Below are 19,337 nucleotides of genomic sequence, written 5' to 3' on the forward strand. Positions count from 1 at the left end.
TCCGGACTCTCCGCTCTCGCACCGTCGTACCCCCACCCATAATGAGACGACACCGACTCCCCCAGGAGATGCTGTGACCGGCGCCGACCCCTTGCCTCCGCTCCGCACCCGGCTGCGCTCGCTGCGCCCCGCCGCATTCGGCGCGGACCCGGGCGGTGCCCGCATGGAGCGCATCCGCCGCTCGCCCAACTTCGCCGACGGGGTCTTCCAGAACCCGGTGGGGGCGCGGACCAGGCCGTCCGGATCAGCCCTGGAGTTCGCCAAGGTCTACTTCCGCAAGGAGGAGCGGGCACGCAGGGCACCGGCCGGCACCGTGCCCGTCCACGCCACCACCTACGCGGACCTCGCCGAGCCGCCCGCCACGGGGCTGCGGCTCACCTGGATGGGCCATTCCAGTGTGCTCGCCGAGATCGACGGCCGACGGGTGCTCTTCGACCCGGTCTGGGGCGAGCGCTGTTCCCCCTTCGCCTTCGCCGGGCCCAAGCGCCTGCACCCCGTCCCGCTGCCGCTCGCCGCTCTCGGGCCGGTGGACGCGGTGGTGATCTCGCACGACCACTACGACCACCTCGACCTTCCGACGATCCGGGCCCTCGCCGGCACGGACACGGTGTTCGCCGTCCCGCTGGGTGTCGGCGCCCACCTGGAGCGATGGGGCGTGTCCACCGACCGGATGCGCGAACTGGACTGGAACGAGTCCACGAACATCGCCGGGATCAGGCTGACCGCCACCCCGGCGCGCCATTTCTGCGGGCGAGGGCTGCGCAACCAGCAGCACACGCTCTGGGCGTCCTGGGTCGTCACCGGCCCCGAGCACCGGATCTACCACAGCGGCGACACCGGCTATTTTCCCGGTTTCAAGGACATCGGCGCCGAGCACGGCCCGTTCGACGCGACGATGATCCAGATCGGTGCGTACTCCCAGTACTGGCCCGAGAACCACACGGACAGTGCCCCACTGCCCGGTGGGTGGCCGGACATCCACATGACGCCTGCCCAAGGCATCCAGGCCCACCTCGACCTGCAAGGGGGCAGGCCGAACGGCGTCATGATGCCCATCCACTGGGGCACGTTCAACCTCTCCCTGCACCCCTGGGCGGAGCCCGGCGAGTGGACCAGGGACGCCGCCGAGGAAGCCGAGCAGCCGGCTGCGTTCCCCCGGCCGGGCGAGCCCTTCGAGCCCGCGGGAACACTTCCCCTGGATCCCTGGTGGCGGTCCGTGGCCGCTCCGCTCGGGCACCCCTGGCGCCGCGGCGGGGCATCGGGCATGGCCCGGGGCCAGGACGATCACGATCTTGATCTCGCCGGTGAGCGGTGACTCGGGTCAGAACGAGAACCGGAACGTGACGGGCTGAACCGAAGCAAGCGGCGCCGCCTCCCGGGTCCCGCGGGAGACGGCGCCGTCCTGTCATTCGGGGGTGCGCCGCCTACGGCTCACCCCATGGCCACGGGGGCCGGAGGGCGTCACTTCACGCCGAGCGCCCGGGTGATCTCCTGGGTGACCTGGCCACCCCGGTCGTCGCGGGCGGAAGCGCGCAGCGAGACGAACCGCGCGTCGGCGGGCACCTTCAGGGTGCCGCGCCAGGCGGCCTTGTTCCCGTCGCGGTCCAGGCCCACGGACGTCCAGGTCCGGCCGTCGTCGTACGACACCTGGAGGGTGCCGTCGCCGATGGTCCCGGTGTCCGGTGCGCCCTTGACGTACTCGGAGTAGATCCCGATGGGCAGGCGCTGCCCGGCGCGGACGTTGCCCGCGAGGTCGGTGTCGACGTCGAAGCCGAGGTTGAGCAGCGGAAGCACCGTCCACCTGTCGGCGGGCGTCTCGGCGGACTTGAAGGTCCACTCGGAGTGGCCCTTCGTGGACAGCTTCCAGCGCTCGGGGTCGAGCGCGGTGTCGGTGACGACCTTGTAGGTGTGCTCGGCCGGATCGGCCCTACGCGCGTACCCGGCAGAGCCGGTACGCCGGTCGACGCGTGTCCCGTCGACGTAGACCTCGGTGGTCTGCTTGACGGACGTGTCGTTCCACACGTCGCCGAATCCGGTGTGGTCGGGGCCGGAGTCGCCCCAGCCGGGGGTGTTGAACTGGAGGTCGTTCCCGGCCCGCTGCTGGCCCCAGGCGAGCCCGGTGCCGAGCCAGGGGTGCCAGACCGGCTTGAACCAGTCGACCTCACTGCGGGTGCCACCCCGGTAGGTGACCAGGCCGCTGCGTTCCTCGATGCCGCGGGGCACGGTGATCACGGACTCGTGCCATTTCTGACCGGGGCCGGCGGAGACGAAGTCGGTGCGCTCGGCCGGGAAGTCGATGCGCTCGGGGAGACCGAGGCCGTAACGGAAGGTGTCGGTGATGGAGTAGCGGAACTCGCCGCCCGGGGCGGGCTTCACCGCGTGGAACTTGTCGTCCAGCCGGGCGAGTTCGCTCTCCCGCGGGCTGTACGTCAGGTGGTCCGGGATGGCGCCGGGATGGCCGTCGGACAGGTCGTAGATGTAGGGCGAGTTGCGGGTGCTCGTCAGCTTGACGCGCTCGTCCGCCTTGGCCGCGGACATCAGCCGGGCCCCGTCCGCGGCGTTGACCGTGGCGACGAGCAGCGACCGGCTGGTGCGGTCGGCGTTGCCGAACCAGTTCATCAGCCGGCCCGGCTTGTCGTCGGTGACGAGCAGCGCCTTGGCGCCCGCGTCCTGGGCCGTCTGAGCCAGCTCGACCGGCGGGATGGCGCCGGTGGCGCGGACCACGACGGCCTTGCCGCGCACGTCCTTGCCGGTGTAGTCGGCGGGTGCCCCGCTGCCCGCGTCGAAGACGGGCACGGTGCTGCGGCTGTCGGTGAGGGCGCTGCCGGCCTGGACGGTGGCACCCTCCAGCGGCCTGCCGCCCGCCTCGGCCTCCAGGAGCGGCTTGCCGAGCCGCCAGACCGTGCGGTACTCGAAGCTGCCGTCGGTGACCTTGTCGGTGGGGGCGGCGAAGACGCTGTCGTAGGTCAGCGGCACCTGGACCGCGCCGAGCAGGTCGGCGCCGTTCGCCTTGCGGCTGTACTCCATGACCAGCTGCCGGGTCTCGGTGCGCCGGTCGACCCTGGCGCTGATCTCCTTCAGCTGCCGCCCGTCCAGGGTGACCTCGCGGTCCTGGTCGAGGGCGATCTGGGGGGCAGTGAGGAAGCCGAGGCCGAGCGAGTCGGCGCCGTGGCTGCCGCGCACGGCGAGGAACGACGTCAGGCTGTACATGCCCGGCTTCAGCCGCAGCTTCAGAGTGCCGGAGTCGCCGACATAAGCCGGCAACGGGTCGCTTTCCTTGGTGAGTTGCTGCAGCGTGACGTTCGCGGCGGTCGCGGTGCCGTCGCGGTCCTTGACGTGGACGGTGAGCGTGTACCGCTCCTCCTCCTTCACCAGGCCGAAGGCGGTGTGCGCGACGGGGGCACCGCCGGCGCTCGCCACGATCTGTCCGCTGGTGTTGCCGACAGCCGCCTTCGCGCCGTCACCGGTCACCGTGGTGGACGCGGTGCCGTGCGCGGGCACGGTCAGCGATGTGTCGGCGAGTGAGACGACGCCCTCGGGAGCGCCCTGCGCGGCCAGGCTCAGCTCGACCGGCTGGTCCGAGGCGTTGGAGTAGGTGAGCGTCCTGGTCACCGGCTTGTTGTCCGCGTAGGGCCAGCTGTGGAAGCCCAGGTCGGCGCTGCCGGTCGCGGTGATCTGCGCGTCGATCGCGGCGGGCACGGACACCCGGCCCGCGCCCAGTGCGTACGAGGACACGCCGAGCTGCTTCGAGGTAGACATCAGCGCGTCCTTGAGCTGCGCGCCGGTCCAGTCGGGGTGCTTCTGGGCCAGCAGCGCGGCCACGCCCGCGACATGCGGCGTGGCCATCGACGTACCGCTCAGCGAGGTGTAGTAGCCGCTGCCGCTGATCAGCTGGGAGCGAGCGGCGAGGATGCCCACGCCGGGCGCGGACACGTCGGGCTTGAGGGCGTTGTCGCCGTAACGGGGGCCCTGGCTGGTGAAGGACGCGGCCCGGTCGGCGGAGTCGACGGCACCGACGGTGAGCGCCGAGTCGGCGGCGCCGGGCGAGCCGATCGTGCCGGGGGCTCCGGCGTTTCCGGCGGCGATGACGAAGAGTGCGCCGGTCTCCTTGGAGAGCGTGTTCACGGCCTGGGCCATCGGGTCGGTGCCGTCGCTGCCCTCCGACGAGCCGAGGCTCATCGATACGACCTTGGCGTGCACGTCCCGCGCGGCCCACTCCATACCGGCGATGATCTGTGACTCGCTGCCGAAACCCTGATCGGTGAGGACCTTGCCGACGGCGAGGGTGGCGTCGGGCGCGACACCCTTCTCCTTGCCGTCAGAGGCGGCGCCGGTTCCACCGACGGTGGAGGTGACATGGGTGCCGTGTCCGTTGCGGTCGGCGACCTCCTGCCCCTCGATGAAGCTCTTCGACCGGGAGACGCGTCCCGCGAGATCCGGGTGCCCGGCGTCGACGCCGGTGTCCAGCACGGCGACCGACACGCCCTTGCCGGTGAGTCCGGACTCCCAGGCCCGCGGTGTGCCGATCTGCGCGTTGGACTCGGCCATGTCGCCCTCGACGCGCCCGTCGAGCCAGACCTTCTCGATGCCCTCGGCGAAGTGCGCATCGTCCGAAGTCGCCGTGCGCGCACCGGCCTTGGTGGCATGCGGGGCCACGGAACGCCAGAACTCGCGCTCCTGGCCGGCGCGGACCGCGGAGCCGCCGACGCTGGGCAGGGACCGCACCTTCTCGGCGCCCTGCGGCGGATTCGGCGCCGTCCGTGCCTTCCTGTCGTAGGTGACGATCAACGGCAGTCCGTCCGCCGCGCCTTCGTCCCCGTCGGCGAAGCCCTGGCGTATCAGCTCGGTCACGTCGAAGAGTCGCGCGTCGAGGGTGCCGGCGCGCAGATACGGCAGTGCCTCGTCCGGGACGACGGTGATGTGGCCGTTCGCCGTCTCGGTGCGGACGGCTCCGGTGGCGTCCTCGGGGCGGTCGACGCTGACCGTCCCCCTGCCCCGGCCGAGGTCGGTGACGGTGACCTTGTCGCCGGTGACGAGTGTGACGGTGTGGGTGACGTGGGCGGTGGCCGTGGGGCGTGCGGCTCCGGCGCTGGTGTGCGCTGCCGCCTGGCTGCCGCCGTCCGGTCCGGCCGCGGCTGCCTGACCCGCCATACCGGTCGGCAGAAGGATGAGTGCGAGTCCGGCCGACATCAGCCCGGCTCTGCGTTTCGGGGGAACTCTTGTCATGGATCCCTCTCTTCATCGGACCCGGGAGAGGGTGATTCCCGAGTGCTGCGAAGAGTGTGGTGGGTCGGTGCCGCCCGGTCCAGGGCAGATCTTGGCGGGGACGGGTCATGTCGGCTTCCCGCCAGCACCCGCTGCGATGCACGGCCGCGCGTGGATCGCGCACCGGACGGCCGGTGCAACTGCCGTACGCGGAGGCGCATTTGGCTAACGGGCCGGTAAAGCACGGGAGTTCACCCCGATGGGCAGCCAGCTGGAACTGTGTCGCTTGCAAGTGCGAGCGGTACAGCACAGGGACGGTGGACCGCGCGCCGTGCTGATGGGGCGGCCGTGCTCCGTCGCCTTGTCAGTCACACGAACCTCGTTGTGCTGCGGGGTCCGGAGACTCGGGCCGGCCGAACAAGGTGAGCAGCCGGCCCGTCGGCCCGGCATGTGTGCGGCGCACGTGGGTCAGCCAGGAGTCCTCCAAGTACCGGCACCTGCAGCCTTCTTCGGTGCCGACCAGGTTCGGGTGGCGTCCGGTCGGGGTGCGCGGCGCGACAAGCGGGCACCAGGACCCTCCCACGGCGCTTTGACGGCGACCACGGATGCCGGCGGCGGACAGCCGACATGACAGTGATCCGCCAAGTACGGCACCGGGTGGCGCGACAACTCGATGCCTGACCGAAGGGGCGGTCAGGCCCTTGCCCGCGGTTGCGAGTTCCTGACGGCCCGGCGGGCTCCGTGATCCGGCCATCGAAGCAGTGCCGGTCGAAATGCCGACAGACATCGGCGGACGTCGACGGACACCGATCGTCGTCCATTCAATCAATGTTCAACTGGCGTCCCTGCCTTCGTTCTGTATGACGTTCCTAGGGTCCTTGAGGCATTCGAAGGAAGGAACTCATGGACCCACATCTCGCAGTCCGGGCTCGCGGGATCACCAAGCGTTTCGGTGACGTCGTCGCACTCGACGGCATCGAACTGGAAGTGATGCAGGGACGGATTCACGGCTTGGTCGGACCGAACGGTGCCGGCAAGACAACACTGCTCGGGCTCCTGCTGGGCCTGGCCGTCGCCGACAGCGGACACCTGGAGATCCTGGGGACACCGGTCGGGCGGACGCTCGCCGCTCCCGACGGCGTCGCGGGCTTCGTGGACGGACCCGGTCTCTACCCCTCACTCACCGCACGGCAGAACCTCGCCGCGCTGGCCGCTCTGCGCGGCCTCGACGCGCGGAAGGCGGGGATCGACGACGTGCTCGACCAGGTCGGGCTCACCGACGTATCCGACGACTCGGCCCGCGGCTTCTCCCTCGGGATGCGCCAGCGGCTCGGGCTCGCCGCGGCTCTGATCACCAAACCCCAACTGCTCGTGCTCGACGAACCCGCCAACGGCCTCGACCCGGCCGGCAAGAAGCACGTGCACAGTGTCCTCACCCGGCTCGCAGCGGACGGCACGTGCGTCGTGCTTTCGAGCCACCGCATGGAGGATCTGGAGGCGCTGTGCTCCGAGGTCACCATCCTCGCCACCGGACGGGTCGTCTTCTCCGGCCCGCTGAGCAGGCTCGCCGCCGAGAGCTGTGAACTCGATTACCGGCTGCTCACCTCCGACCCGAAGGCCGCCCGCCAACTGGCCGACGGTACGGCCGGGGTCCGCGTCGTCGGCGACGCGGGGACACGGCACGGCACCGAGATGCTCGTCGTGAACGCGCCGGTGCCGGCGCTCGACGAACTCGTGGTGCGTTTCGTGGGGGCAGGCATCGCGTTGCGTGAACTCGCCCCCGTGGTTTCGCCGTTGGAGGCCGCGTTCCTCGCCCTCACCGAGCAGCAAGGGGCCGGCGGATGACCGCGACCACCGCTCCCGAGCACACCACCGGCACCCGTCGCGTCCCGGTGTCGCGCGGCTACAGCTTCGAACTGGTCAAGCTGGTATCGCAATGGCGGGTCCGCCTGCTGGTCCTCGTCTGCTGGATCGTGCCGGCGCTGTTCGTCGCCGGGGTGAGCCTGCAGAGCACGCTTCCCTCCGACACCCTCTTCGGCCGCTGGATGCACGCCACGGGCTGGGCCGGGCCGTTGGTGGTGCTCGGGTTCGCGGGCACCTGGGCGCTCCCACTGCTGACCTCGGTGGTCGCCGGCGACGTGTTCGCCTCCGAGGACCGGCTCGGTACCTGGCGCCACCTGCTCGTGGCAGTTCGTTCGCCCCGGCGGATCTTCGCCGCGAAGGTGCTGGCCGGCCTTACCGTCATCCTGCTGCTCGTGGCCGGACTGGCCTGTTCCAGCACGGTCGGCGGGGTCGTCACGGCCGGCAACCAGCCGCTGGTCGGCCTCGACGGCCATCTGCTGGCACCGGCGGACGCCGCCGGCAGGGTTCTCCTCGCCTGGCTCTGCGCACTCGCCCCCACTCTGGCCCTCGCCGCGATCGGACTGCTCGGCTCGGTCGCGCTGGGACGATCCCCGATGGGGCTGCTGCTTCCCGCGCTTGTCGCGCTCGCGATGCAGGTCGCCCAGATGCTGCCGCTGCCCGTCGCCGTGCGCCTCGCCCTGCCCGGCTACGCCTTCACCGCCTGGAACGGTCTGTTCACCAGCCCCGCACAGGTCGGCCCGCTTCTGATCGGCATCGTGGTCAGCCTGGTGTGGGCGGTGCTCGCGACCGTGCTGGCGTATCTGCTCTTCCTGCGGCGCGACTTCACCAACCCGGCCTACGACGGTTCCGGGCGCCGCGCGATCACCACCGGATTCCTGCCGCTGGCCGGGCTGACAGCCCTCACCGTCGCGGTCGTCGCCGTGGCGACACCGTCGACGGGCTCCGGCATCGAACACGACAAGGTGCAGCGGTCGGTCGCCACGGCGTTCGCGCACCTCTATCGCATGCAGACCGAGCAGCTCAACCGCCCGGACGTCACCGAGGCGCAGTTGCGGGCCACGGCGGCGTGCAACAAGGGCGGCGGCCAGGTCGCCCCCCAGGGGGCGGGCAACGACTGGCGTTGTGTCGTCACCTGGTATCTCCCCGGCGCCGCGGCCCCGGGGACAGCCATCTACCAGATCGACGTCGCCTCGGACGGACGGTTCGTGGCCGACGGCGACGGACCGAAGGAAGTGAACGGCTACTTCCTGGTGCGGACCCCGACCGGGGACACACCGAACCCGCTCTGGCAGTTCGACGGCAACGTCGAGCTGCTCGACCCCACCCCGAAGGGATAATTCCATGCAGGTGACACGGCAGCGTCGGACCAATGAGAAGGAACAGATCAGCCTTTTCGGCAGACGCGTCAGCCGCCGGGCCACGCTCGTAACAGCGGGCATCGCTGTCGCCCTGGCTGTCACGGGCACCGCGGTTGCCCAGACGCATCAGTTCGGCACCCAGCAGGTCGGCCAGATCACCGCTGACGGCCAGGTCGTCTCCGCGAACCAGTACATCGCCCCGTACGGCGACCGCACCGTCATCAACGACGGCAAGATCATGTCGTCCGCGGTCAGCCCGGACGGCACCCGCCTCGCGGCCTCGGTCACCACCGGTGGGATGGCGCTGGTCGTCATGGACCTCAAGACCGGGCAAGTGAAGCAGCGCGTCGGCAACTCGGCGTCGGCGGACCTGCGCATCAGCGGCAACGACGTGGGCCAGGAGGGCCCCACGTACTCGCCCGACGGTTCGCGGCTGTGGCTGGGCCAGGCCGACGGATACACGGTGTTCACCGTGAACCCGGACGGCACCCTCGCCAACCCGAAGTCCATCCGCATCCCGCAGGTCGGGTCCAAGCGCGCGCTGGTGGGTGCGGCAGTGTTCTCGGCCGACGGCTCCACCGCGTACTCCGCGGTCAACGGTCAGAACCGGGTGGTCGCCATCGACGCGGCGACCGGCACCCTCAAGCAGAGCTGGACCGTGGGCAACGCGCCCCGTGGCATCGCCACCGCCGGCGACAAGCTCTACGTCAGCAACGAGGGCGGTCGTCCGGCCAAGGCCGGCGAGACCACCCTGAACTCCTACGGCACCCAGGTGCCGGCCGACCCGGACACCGGTGCCACCACCACCGGCACCGTCAGCGTGATCGACCTGGCGGACCCGTCCGCCGCCGTCGGGAGCATCGACGTCGGTCTGCACCCGACCGCGGTGTACGCCAGGAACGGGGCGGTGTTCGTCACCAACACCGCCGACGACAACGTGTCGGTCATCAGCACCGCCAACGACAAGGTCGTGCAGACCATCGCCACCCAGCCGTGGCCCGAGGCGTCGGTCGGATACGAACCCAACGCGGTGACGCTCACCGACGACGGCCGCCTGCTGGTGACGCTCGGCCGTGCGAACGCCGTCGCCGTCTACCGGTACACCTCCCCGCAGGAGCCGGCCGGCTACGTCGGCCTGCTTCCGACGGACTACTTCCCCGCGGAGATCGCCACTGTCGGCAAGAACGTCGTCGTCTCCAACACCCGTGGCATCGACGCCCGCCGCCCCAGAAGCGGAGGCGCGCACAGCACCTACGACACGACGTCGAGCCTGACGCAGTTCACGCTGCCGGACGACAGCGTCATCAAGTCCGAGACCGGCAAGGTGTTCACCCAGAACGGCTGGCACGGCAGCTCGGTCAGCCGGGGCGCGGGAGACGCGAAGCCGGTGCCGGTCCCGGTGAAGCTCGGCGACCCCTCGACGATCAAGCATGTCTTCCTGCTCGTCAAGGAGAACCGGACCTATGACCAGGTCTTCGGTGACATGCCCCAGGGCAACGGCGACCCGTCGCTCACACAGTTCGGCGAGAACGTGACGCCGAACCAGCACGCGCTGGCGAAGCAGTTCGGGCTGTACGACAACACGTACGCCATCGGCACGAACTCCGCCGAGGGCCACAGTTGGCTGATGCAGGCCGACAACCCGGAGTACACCGAGTCCTCGGCCGGTGAGTACGTGCGCAGCTACGCCACCGAGGACGACGCCCTCGGCCACCAGAAGTCCGGCTTCATCTGGACCGGTGCGCAGGCGGCGGGGAAGACCGTGCGGGACTTCGGCGAGTTCCACTCGGTCTACAGGAAGCCGTCCGGCGCGAGCTGGCAGAACCTGTACTGCGACGCCAAGAACATGGACGCGACCGGGCAGAAGACCGCCTACCCCATACAGACGGGCTCGCCGATCCCGTCGCTCAACAAGGTGTCGGTGCCCGGTTTCCCGGCGGTCGACCGCAGTGTCCCGGACGTGTACAGGTACCAGATCTGGAAGCAGGACTTCGAGAAGAACGGCCCGGCGAACCTGAACCTGCTCACGTTCCCCAACAACCACACCGGTGGCCCGCCGAACGGGCCCGCCCAGGTCGCGGACAATGACCTCGCGGTCGGCAAGGTGGTCGACGAGATCTCGCACAGCAAGTACTGGAAGGACTCGGCGGTCTTCGTCGTCGAGGACGACTCCCAGGCCGGCCTCGACCACGTCGACGGCCACCGTTCCCCGATCCAGGTCATCAGCCCCTGGGCGCAGCACGGCAAGGTCGACAGCCGCTACTACTCGCAGATCACGATGTTGCGGACCATCGAGCAGATCCTCGGGATCCACCCGATGAACCAGAAGGACAGCGCGGCCAGTCCGATGCGCGGGGCGTTCACCCGGAACGCGGACTTCACACCGTTCACCGCTCTGCCCAACCGGGTCCCGCTGACCGATGGTCTGGCGACCCCGCCTGCCTGCGGCCTGGACACCCCCGCGCCGCAGAACCCCAGTGCGGCGCCCGCGCCGTCGGTGACGGTACCGGCGGACAAGCAGGAGCTCGCGGCGGAGTGGGACGACTGGAAGTCGCACCAGCGGATGACCGGGCCCAACGCCAAGCTCGACTTCGCGAACCCCGCGCAGATGAATCACTTCACGTGGTACGAGACGCACGGATGGAAGAAGCCGTACCCCGGCGAGGACGAGATCTTCGCGCCGGAGGACGTGCCAGGCGCCTACATCCCGTCGGCGGAGGCTGACGACTGACGTCTGTCGGCAGGCTGAGGGACGACACCTCGGCCCGTGGCAGGCCGCTCATTTCCGGCTGCGGAAGTGGGCGGCCGACGGCACCTGGGAGCGGGGCTTCACCACCCTGCCGCCCCGGGCCGAAGGCGACCTGGACCGGGTTGTCGCGGCTCGACACGATCCCCCGTGTCCGAGGGGCCACCGGCCGACCGTGTCACCGCCCCGGCAACTGTTCGCCGACCGTGGCTACAACCGTGCTCTGTGAGCTCCCGGTGATCCGGAGTCACGAGATCCACCGGGCAGAACCCGGGCAGGGCTGTGGGGCTGCTGCGTTCGCCCTCAAGGCCGCCGACCCCTCGGCCACCGACGGTCGAATGACCCGCACCGGACTGGTCGTCGGTACGGCTGCGTATCTGGCGCCCGAGCAGGCCCGCGGCTACCCGGAGCAGCGCAGCGATCTGTACGCGGTGGGCTGCGTCCTGTTCGAACTCCGCACCGGGCGGCTGCCGTTCACCGCGTGGTGCAAGGGCTCGCGTGAATTCCCGTGGACCCTTCGATGAAGATCGCTTCTTCCCCGACTGGCGAGCTGTCCGGTCGAGCTAGCCTCCTGGCCCATGAGATTCCTCCCCAAAGCAGCAGGTCTAGGCCTTGCGCTGCTTTACCTCATCCTGGGCTTCTGTGTGCAGCCCGCTGCGGCGCATGTGTCGCCGCAGCACGGCGAAATCGTCATATCCACCAAGAACGACGTCACGAGCGGGCGGCTGGTCGTCCACCGTGACGTGACGTCACCGCAGAACGCGGGTGCCTGGGCCTCGAACCTGCTGAGCGTCCCCAGCTGCCCCGCCACCGGATCCGGTGTCGCCGGAGACTCTGGCGGCGTCCCCGGCGGGGTCGTGGTCGAGCTCGCGTGGAACTGCCACGTCGACCAGCTCGACCTGAGCGCGATGCTGAAGCAGGGCGGTCTGACCCAGGTCGTCGCCGAGTTCGACGGCACCACGGCCAATGCCAACGCGCGGACCCCCGTCGTCGACGCGTCGGGCGCCCACGCGCTGCCCACGTTTCCGTGGACAGCGGTGGCACTCGGCGTCGCACTGGCCGCCGCGCTGCTGCTCGCGGTGTGGCGGATCCGCACCGGACGGCTCCGGCCCGGCCGGACGGCCGCCAGGACCGGCGCCGGCCGCAAGCCGGCGAAACTGGCCACCGTCGGCGTGGTGGCGCTGTCCTGCCTGGCCCCTCAGGTGGCAGCGGCCGCGCCGCTCGCCCAGGTGGCGGCGACCACGGACACGGTCACCGGCACGGTCTTCAAGGACACCAACGGCAACGGCAGGCGCGACGCGGGCGAGACTCCGATGCCCGGGGTCGATGTCACGGACGGCTCCGTCTGGACGACGACCGGCCCCGACGGCTCGTACAGCCTGCAGATCGACCCGGCCCGCCGGGAGACCGACCTCGTCAGCGTCGTCTCTCCCAACGGCTACACCCCGGCACTGCGCGACGACTACGTACCGCAGTTCTTCCACAGGGTTCCGGAGGGCGGTGGTTCCGGCATCGACTTCGCTCTCGTGCCGGACGAGAACGCCGCCGACCCGCGCGAGAAGTGGGTGATGAACTCCGACATCGAGGTGTCCAACACCTCGGACGGCGCGGCGCGTTCCACCCTGCCGCAGTGGACCGGGCAGGTCGAGACGATGTCCGAGGTCGACGGCGCCACCATGGCCATCGCGACCGGTGACAACACCGTGACCGACTACGCGGCGGAGCCGCGCCGCCAGGCCGGTTACGACATCCTGCGCAAGGGACTGGTCGACGGCAGGCTCGGCATGCCCTTCTACCCCGTCGTCGGCAACCACGACGTCGGCGGCACCGCCACCTCGCAGGGATACGGCGGCAGCCTGGAGTACTACCGCCGCAACCTCGGTCCCGAGTGGTACAGCTTCGACCGCAACGGCCGGCACATCGTCGTCCTTGAGGACAACTACGACTCCAGCGGCCTGAAGCCGCAGCTGGAGTGGTTGCGCGAGGACCTCAGGCGCCACGCGGCCGGCAAGCAGGTGCTCGTCTTCGCACACCGGTCCCTGTTCACCGTATGGGGACCCGGCGCCGGCATGCAGCCCACCGTCGACGAGCTGTCCAAGTACGATGTGCGGCTCTTCGCCGCGGGCCACAACCAGCAGGCCGAGTACCGCCGTGGTGCTTTCGACCGCTCGGTCGAGGTCAACAACCAGGGCACCTACGGCATCGACGGTTCCCACCCGGACTTCAAGATCCTCGACTTCAAGGGCATCCACGACGATCCGAGGACGGCGCGGAACGAGGACACCGGCTATGTCATGGGTACCCACCGACAGTTCGACGTGCACGACGCGGTCGCGCTGGTCAGCCCCGCCCAGGGCAGTGTGCACGGCAACAGCGCCGGAATCCCGGTCGAGCTGTACGCCGAGGACGCCGGGCGCACCCCTGCCACGGCCTCGCTGATCGTTCGCGACTCCCGCGGCCGCATCCGCTGGCACGACGACCGGATGGAGTTCGGCGCCAAGGCCCGCAGGACCGGTGTCGAGAACTGCTACAAGACCCCCGGCGGCGCCACCGAGCCCTGCCCGGCCGCCCGGACCTCGTGGACCCGGGCAGGCGGCAGCCTCCCCGGCATGAAGCCGGGCACCTACACGGCGGCGATGACCGCGGTCGACACCCGGGGCAAGGCGTGGCCCACCATCACCAACACCTTCACGGTGAAGCCCGAAGGCAAGATCGCCGCGCCGAGGACCGGCCAGGACTGGCTGCGTCAGGGCCGCGACGAGGCGGGCCGCTCCGACAGCGGTGACAACCCCGGCACCGCGCTCGACCTGCAGTGGGCGGCCAACACCGGCGAGCAGTTCAACCTCAACGGTTCGGTCGTCGTGGACGGCAAGGCGATCGTCTCCTCCAGGGCGTTCGACTCGCCGCACCACATGATGCTGGCCTACGACATCAAGTCCGGCCGCGAGATCTGGCGTACCTATCTGGACGGTGACGCCGAGTCGGTGCCGACCTACCACCACGGCAAGGTCTACATGACGACCGCGGTCGGCCGGATCTACGCGCTGGACGCCGAGGACGGCCATGTCGTCTGGCAGAAGATCGAGGACGAGGAGCAGCACGGCGACACCGTGCGCCGGTACGGCCGGGCCGGTGGCCCGGTCACCGTCTTCGACCTGAAGGCCGGGACGCGCACGGTCGCCGTCTACCAGAACTGGGACAGGATCGAGTGCCGTGACGCCGGCACCGGCGAGCTGCTGGGCGGCTTCGGGGGCGCGGCGAGCTGGGGCCAGTTCCACAGCACGGCTGTCCGGCAGCCCGGCTCGGACATCGCCTACCTGCACACCGGATCCAGCAACACGGTGGTCGCCATGGACCTCGTCGGCTGCCGTCAGCTGTGGGCGAAGGACACCAACGGCGACATCGCCAGTCATTCCTCCCCGGCCCTGACCGACCCGGCCACGGGCACCCCGCAGCTGGTGACGATGACGAACAGCGGCGTCCGCGCGCACGACCTCGGCACCGGCGAGGTGCTGTGGCAGGCCCCGCTGGGCGGCGGCAGCGCGTGCGAGCCCGGCCCGCCCCCGCTGACCAGTCCCGCGATCCGGGGCGGCACCGCCTACGTCGCCGGGCGTGACGGAGTCATCCGCGCCTACGACACCGGCGCGGCCGACCCGTCCGACCCGATCTGGGAGACCGAGGTCGGCTACCAGCCCGGCAGGAGCCCGCTGGACGACAAGTGGAACGTCGCCAAGGGGTGCACCGAGGGCCCCGGGTCGCCCACCGCACACGCCCTGGTCACCAAGGACCTGGTGTACGCGGGTACCCGCGACGGCCGACTGGTCGTCCTGGACCGCTCCACCGGCAAGCTGCTGACCCAGTACGACCTCGGCGCCGGCGTGGCCTCGGCGCTCTCCGTCAGCGGTGACTACGTCTTCGCCCTCACCGACGACGGCACGATCCACGCACTGGCCGCCCGCCACCTGCGCGAGCACTGATCCACCGTCCGCGAGTCGCCTCCCCGCCGAGGGAGGCGACTCGCGGCGCTCCACTCCCGACGGGACCACCACCGTGCACACCCTTCGTACCACCCGCATCCACGCCGCCCGCTTTCTGCTGATCGGCCTGGCCGCCGCACTGACACTGCTCGGCGCCGCAGGCGCGGCCGAGGCGCACCCCTTCGGTACGCCGCCGGTCGCCCAGGTCGAGGCCGACGGCCGTGACGTCGAGATCACCTGGTCCGCCCAGCGGGACGACCTGGACGTCCTGCACCGGGCGGCCGAGGGGGCCGAGGCGGCCTATCTCGGCTCGCACATCACCGTGCGCCAGGACGGACGCGATTGCCGACCGGGCAAGGTGGACACCCTGCACCTCGCGAGCAAGGGCGCCGTCGTGCGCCACGTCTGCCCCGAACCCGTGGACACGGTCGCCGTCAGCATCACCGCGCTGACCGACGTCAACCCGGCCTACCGCACCATCTCGGTGACGGAGAAGGGCGGCGGTGGCCTGCACACGGCGAGCGCCCCCACCCACACTCTGGCCCTCGGCCGAGCCGGCGGCTCCGCCGCCACCGCGTCCGCGACGACGACGGTGTGGACCACAGACCTTGCGGCACTGCTGGACCACGGAGTCGTACTGCCACTGGCCCTTCTCGTCTCGGCGGCGGTGGGCGCCTTCCACGCCTGTGCTCCAGGTCACGGGAAGTCACTGGCGGCCGGGTACCTCGTGGGCGGCCAGGGCAGGGCACGGGACGCACTGTGGCTCGGCGCCATCGTGGCGGTCATGCACACGGCGTCGGTCACCGTGCTCGCCCTGGGCTGGTGGCTCACCGCCCAGCACGCACCTGACGTCGCCGCGGTGACGAAGTGGCTGCAGCTGATCGCGGCCCTGGTCGTGGTCGCCGTGGGCGTCGGCCTGCTCCGACGTCACCTGACCAACCGGAAGCACGGCCACAGCCATGGTCACCACCACGGGCACGACCACGGGCACGGCCACGGCCACGGCCACGGCCACGGCCACCACATCCCGACGTCCACGTCCTTGCTCACCTGGCGCGGCATCCTGCTGCTCGGCACGTCCGGGGGCCTGCTCCCCTCCCCGTCGGCATTCCTCGTGCTCCTCGGCGGACTGCTGACGGGCCGGGTGGGCGCGGCCGTCGCGATGGTGGTGGCGTTCGGTGCCGGCATGGCGCTGACGCTGACCGGCGTCGGGCTTGCGGTACTGCGTGGTCGCGACGCGTTCCTGGCCCGAGCGACGACCTCACCCGCGCTGCGCGCCTGGAGCACCCGCGTCCCGGTCGTCGCTGCCTGGGCCGTCGTCATCGGCGGCACCGTGGCGGCAGCCGTCGCCACCGGCGGCGTCCTCGCATCGTGATCCGGGGCAAGGGGCGGCGGTGAGCGTCCGCGCGCCCGTCGGCGTCGCCGGCCCGGCCCGTCCCGTCCGGCACGACCGGCCGGGCCGGGCCGTTTCGTGTGCTCATGGGTTCAATCCGATCGGCCATTCGGGTGCCGGTCGGCCAGGTGCCAATGCGGAGTAATCGGCCTCTTGTACGAGTGGTCATACCAGAGCGGGACGGATGGCGGGCAAGTTCGACAACTGCCCGCCGCACCCGCTTCATTGACGACTACCGTGTGTGGCCGGTGATCAACGGTGGGCTCATGACGTTCGAGCCTGCCCGACCGATGAACCGAGCCTGACCGACCACCGTAGGTGCCACCGCATGAACGCCGATTCCTGGTGCCCCACGTACCGAGGACACTGATGTCTCAACTTCGCGCACCCGAAGCCCGACCGGAACGCCGAGAGGGCGGACGGCACGGCCGACCGGGTGCCCGTTCCCACTCGGCCACGGGCAGGCCGCGCGCCGCCCAGCCGTCCCCCGAAGCACGTATACGCCCCCAACTCCTGCGCACGGCGGTGCTGCCGACCGTCGTGGCGGTACTGAGCGGAGCCGCGGCGGTCATCTTCACCGCCCGCTCCACCGGAGCCCGGCTCTCCGGCGAACTCTGGATCGCGCTGGGCACCGCCGGAACCCTGGCGCTCGCCGCGGTGCTGGCCGCATACCTGGCCGCCAACCGCGTCGCCACCACCGTCTTCGGCCGCTGTCTGGCGCTGCGCCGCGCCAGCGCCCAGGGCCAGGCCGAACTGCAGCGGGTGCTGGAACAGCTCCGCAACGGCGAACCGGTGCCCGCCCGCAAGCCCGCACAGCCCTCCGCCCCGGGCAGCGACGGCTTCGAGCTGCTCGCCCAGGAGCTCGGCCGCCAGCAGGAGGCCGCCGTGGCCGCGGTCGTCCAGGCGTCCCGGCTCTCCGAGCACTCCGGCGAGGACCAGAAGGTCGAGGTCTTCGTCAATCTCGCCCGCCGACTGCAGTCGCTGGTGCACCGCGAGATCCAGCTGCTCGACGAGCTGGAGCACGAGGTCGAGGACCCCGACCTGCTCAAGGGCCTCTTCCACGTCGACCATCTCGCCACCCGCATCCGCAGGCACGCCGAGAACCTCGCCGTCCTCGGCGGCGCCGTCTCCCGGCGCCAGTGGAGCAACCCGGTCACCATGACCGAGGTCCTGCGCTCGGCGATCGCCGAGGTCGAGCAGTATCCACGGGTCAAGCTCGTGCCCCCGATCGCCGGCACCCTGCGCGGCCACGCCGTGGCGGACGTGATCCACCTGCTGGCCGAACTGGTGGAGAACGCGACCGTGTTCTCCGCCCCGCACACCCAAGTGCTGCTGCGCGCCCAGCAGGTCACCGCCGGACTGGCCCTGGAGGTGGAGGACCGGGGGCTCGGCATGCCGGGCAACGAGCAGAAGCGGATGAACGCCCTGCTCGCCGACCCCGACCAGGTCAATGTGGCCCATCTGCTCCAGGACGGCCGGATCGGGCTGTTCGTCGTCGCCGCACTGGCCCGACGGCACGGCATCGCGGTCCGGTTGCAGAGCAACATCTACGGCGGCACCCAGGCCGTACTCGTCCTCCCGCAGTCCCTGCTCGGCGTGGACGGGGACGCCCCGGCCGAGGGCGGCGCCGCTCCGGTCCCGCCCCCCGGCCCCGTACACCGCCCACCGGCCGAGGACGACAGGTCCGGTCACCACAGGCCGGGCCTGAACCCGAACCCGGCACCGGGCGTGAGCCTGAACCCCGGTCCGAGTACCGCACCGGGTCCGCAGGCGAACACCGTCCGCCAGCCCTACGTCCCCAGCCAGCCGCTGCGCCTGCACCAACCGCACCAGCAGCCACAGGGCGACCAGGGCCAGGGCGAGGCCCCGCCGCTCCCACTGCGCGCCGAGCGCCCGGACCGTACCGCCCCGGACGGGGTCACCCCCGCGATCCGGACCACGGACGACGCCCCCGACGCCCGGCACGCCGAGCCCGGAGTGGTGCGCGGCACCATGGGCCGGCCCCAACTGCCCAGGCGCGCCCACCAGGAGCACCTGGTCCCGCAGCTCAGGGAGGCACCGGCCCCGCGCAACGAGGACGAACAGGCACTCCACGACCCGGGACTCATGGCGGCCTTCCGGCGGGGCATCGAACTCGCCGAGGCCCGCAGCGAATCCGAGGCCGACACCGTCCCGGAGCCGGAAACGGTCCCCGGGACGGCGGCCGACCCGGCGACCTGGCAGCCCCGGGCCCCGCTCGAACCGCTGCCGGTACGCGGAGCCGCCGCGACCGTCGCCCCGTACGCCTCGGGGCCTGCCCCGGACGCCGCCCCGGTCAACGACCCTCTCGAATCGAACACCTCCAAGGAGTAGATGCACCATGGCGACCGAAATGCCGTCCGGTCAGGCCTCGGACCTCGACTGGCTGCTGAGCGGCCTGGTCCAGCGCGTCCCGTACACACGCAGCGCGGTCCTCCTCTCCGCCGACGGGCTGGTGAAGTCCCTTCACGGCATGGACGCCGACAGTGCCGACCACATGGCGGCGCTGGCCGCCGGCCTGTACTCGCTCGGCCGCAGCGCCGGAGCGCGCTTCGGCGACAGCGGCGAGGTACGACAGGTGGTGGTCGAGCTCGACTCGACCCTGCTGTTCGTCTCCACCGCCGGGTCCGGCACCTGCCTCGCCGTCCTCGCCGGACGCGAGGCGGACGCGGCGGTGCTCGGCTACGAGATGACCATGCTGGTCAAGAGCGTCCGGCCCTATCTGATGACCCCGGTCAGACAAGCGGCCGGGTCACCGGGCGCCACGGGGCTGTGAG

At 71.0% G+C, this 19,337-nt stretch carries 10 protein-coding genes; 9 read left to right on the forward strand and 1 reads right to left on the reverse strand.

Annotated elements, in window-relative coordinates; translation table 11 throughout:
* Window positions 1-73 precede the first annotated feature (73 nt).
* Window positions 74-1,315, forward strand: a complete 1,242-nt coding sequence (locus ACFYY1_RS25820) for an MBL fold metallo-hydrolase (RefSeq protein WP_388589716.1) — start codon at window positions 74-76, stop codon at window positions 1,313-1,315.
* 146 nt (window positions 1,316-1,461) lie between these two features.
* Here ACFYY1_RS25820 and ACFYY1_RS25825 read toward each other — a convergent pair whose 3' ends face one another.
* On the reverse strand, window positions 1,462-5,226 hold the full coding sequence (locus ACFYY1_RS25825) for a S8 family serine peptidase (RefSeq protein WP_388589719.1): 3,765 nt from the start codon (window positions 5,224-5,226) through the stop codon (window positions 1,462-1,464).
* 882 nt (window positions 5,227-6,108) lie between these two features.
* Between ACFYY1_RS25825 and ACFYY1_RS25830 the strand changes: the two genes are divergently transcribed.
* The 8 genes from ACFYY1_RS25830 (at window position 6,109) to ACFYY1_RS25865 (ending at window position 19,336) form a co-directional block, all read left to right on the forward strand.
* Window positions 6,109-7,050 carry an ABC transporter ATP-binding protein gene (locus ACFYY1_RS25830; protein WP_388589722.1) on the forward strand — a complete coding sequence of 314 codons (942 nt, stop codon included), beginning with the start codon at window positions 6,109-6,111 and terminating at the stop codon, window positions 7,048-7,050.
* Complete coding sequence (locus ACFYY1_RS25835; protein ID WP_388589725.1) at window positions 7,047-8,405, forward strand: ABC transporter permease; 1,359 nt, start codon at window positions 7,047-7,049, stop codon at window positions 8,403-8,405. The genes ACFYY1_RS25830 and ACFYY1_RS25835 overlap by 4 nt, the downstream gene beginning before the upstream one ends.
* 4 nt (window positions 8,406-8,409) lie before the next feature.
* On the forward strand, window positions 8,410-11,157 hold the full coding sequence (locus ACFYY1_RS25840; protein ID WP_388589727.1) for a bifunctional YncE family protein/alkaline phosphatase family protein: 2,748 nt from the start codon (window positions 8,410-8,412) through the stop codon (window positions 11,155-11,157).
* A 353-nt stretch (window positions 11,158-11,510) separates the two neighbouring features.
* Window positions 11,511-11,696 (forward strand): hypothetical protein, encoded by a 186-nt coding sequence (locus tag ACFYY1_RS25845; protein WP_388589730.1) that lies wholly within the window; start codon window positions 11,511-11,513, stop codon window positions 11,694-11,696.
* A 54-nt stretch (window positions 11,697-11,750) separates the two neighbouring features.
* The gene (locus ACFYY1_RS25850) at window positions 11,751-15,149 is read left to right on the forward strand and encodes a PQQ-binding-like beta-propeller repeat protein (protein ID WP_388589732.1); all 3,399 of its coding nucleotides are present in this window, start codon (window positions 11,751-11,753) and stop codon (window positions 15,147-15,149) included.
* A gap of 73 nt (window positions 15,150-15,222) precedes the next feature.
* Complete coding sequence (locus ACFYY1_RS25855) at window positions 15,223-16,524, forward strand: hypothetical protein (RefSeq protein ID WP_388589733.1); 1,302 nt, start codon at window positions 15,223-15,225, stop codon at window positions 16,522-16,524.
* A 387-nt stretch (window positions 16,525-16,911) separates the two neighbouring features.
* Window positions 16,912-18,894, forward strand: a complete 1,983-nt coding sequence (locus ACFYY1_RS25860) for an ATP-binding protein (RefSeq protein ID WP_388589736.1) — start codon at window positions 16,912-16,914, stop codon at window positions 18,892-18,894.
* A 7-nt stretch (window positions 18,895-18,901) separates the two neighbouring features.
* Entirely contained in the window at window positions 18,902-19,336 is a 435-nt protein-coding gene (locus ACFYY1_RS25865) for a roadblock/LC7 domain-containing protein (protein ID WP_388589738.1), read from the forward strand.
* Window position 19,337: the final 1 nt, after the last annotated feature.

Source organism: Streptomyces sp. NPDC001890 (genome assembly GCF_042891445.1).
Taxonomy (GTDB): domain Bacteria; phylum Actinomycetota; class Actinomycetes; order Streptomycetales; family Streptomycetaceae; genus Streptomyces.

What these genes read in the sequence shown, in the direction of transcription:
- ACFYY1_RS25860 (WP_388589736.1), top strand. Translation starts at nt 16,912, where the DNA reads ATGTCTCAACTTCGCGCACCCGAAGCCCGACCGGAACGCCGAGAGGGC.
- ACFYY1_RS25825 (WP_388589719.1), bottom strand. Translation starts at nt 5,226, where the DNA reads ATGACAAGAGTTCCCCCGAAACGCAGAGCCGGGCTGATGTCGGCCGGA.
- ACFYY1_RS25850 (WP_388589732.1), top strand. Translation starts at nt 11,751, where the DNA reads ATGAGATTCCTCCCCAAAGCAGCAGGTCTAGGCCTTGCGCTGCTTTAC.
- ACFYY1_RS25830 (WP_388589722.1), top strand. Translation starts at nt 6,109, where the DNA reads ATGGACCCACATCTCGCAGTCCGGGCTCGCGGGATCACCAAGCGTTTC.
- ACFYY1_RS25835 (WP_388589725.1), top strand. Translation starts at nt 7,047, where the DNA reads ATGACCGCGACCACCGCTCCCGAGCACACCACCGGCACCCGTCGCGTC.
- ACFYY1_RS25845 (WP_388589730.1), top strand. Translation starts at nt 11,511, where the DNA reads ATGACCCGCACCGGACTGGTCGTCGGTACGGCTGCGTATCTGGCGCCC.
- ACFYY1_RS25840 (WP_388589727.1), top strand. Translation starts at nt 8,410, where the DNA reads ATGCAGGTGACACGGCAGCGTCGGACCAATGAGAAGGAACAGATCAGC.
- ACFYY1_RS25865 (WP_388589738.1), top strand. Translation starts at nt 18,902, where the DNA reads ATGGCGACCGAAATGCCGTCCGGTCAGGCCTCGGACCTCGACTGGCTG.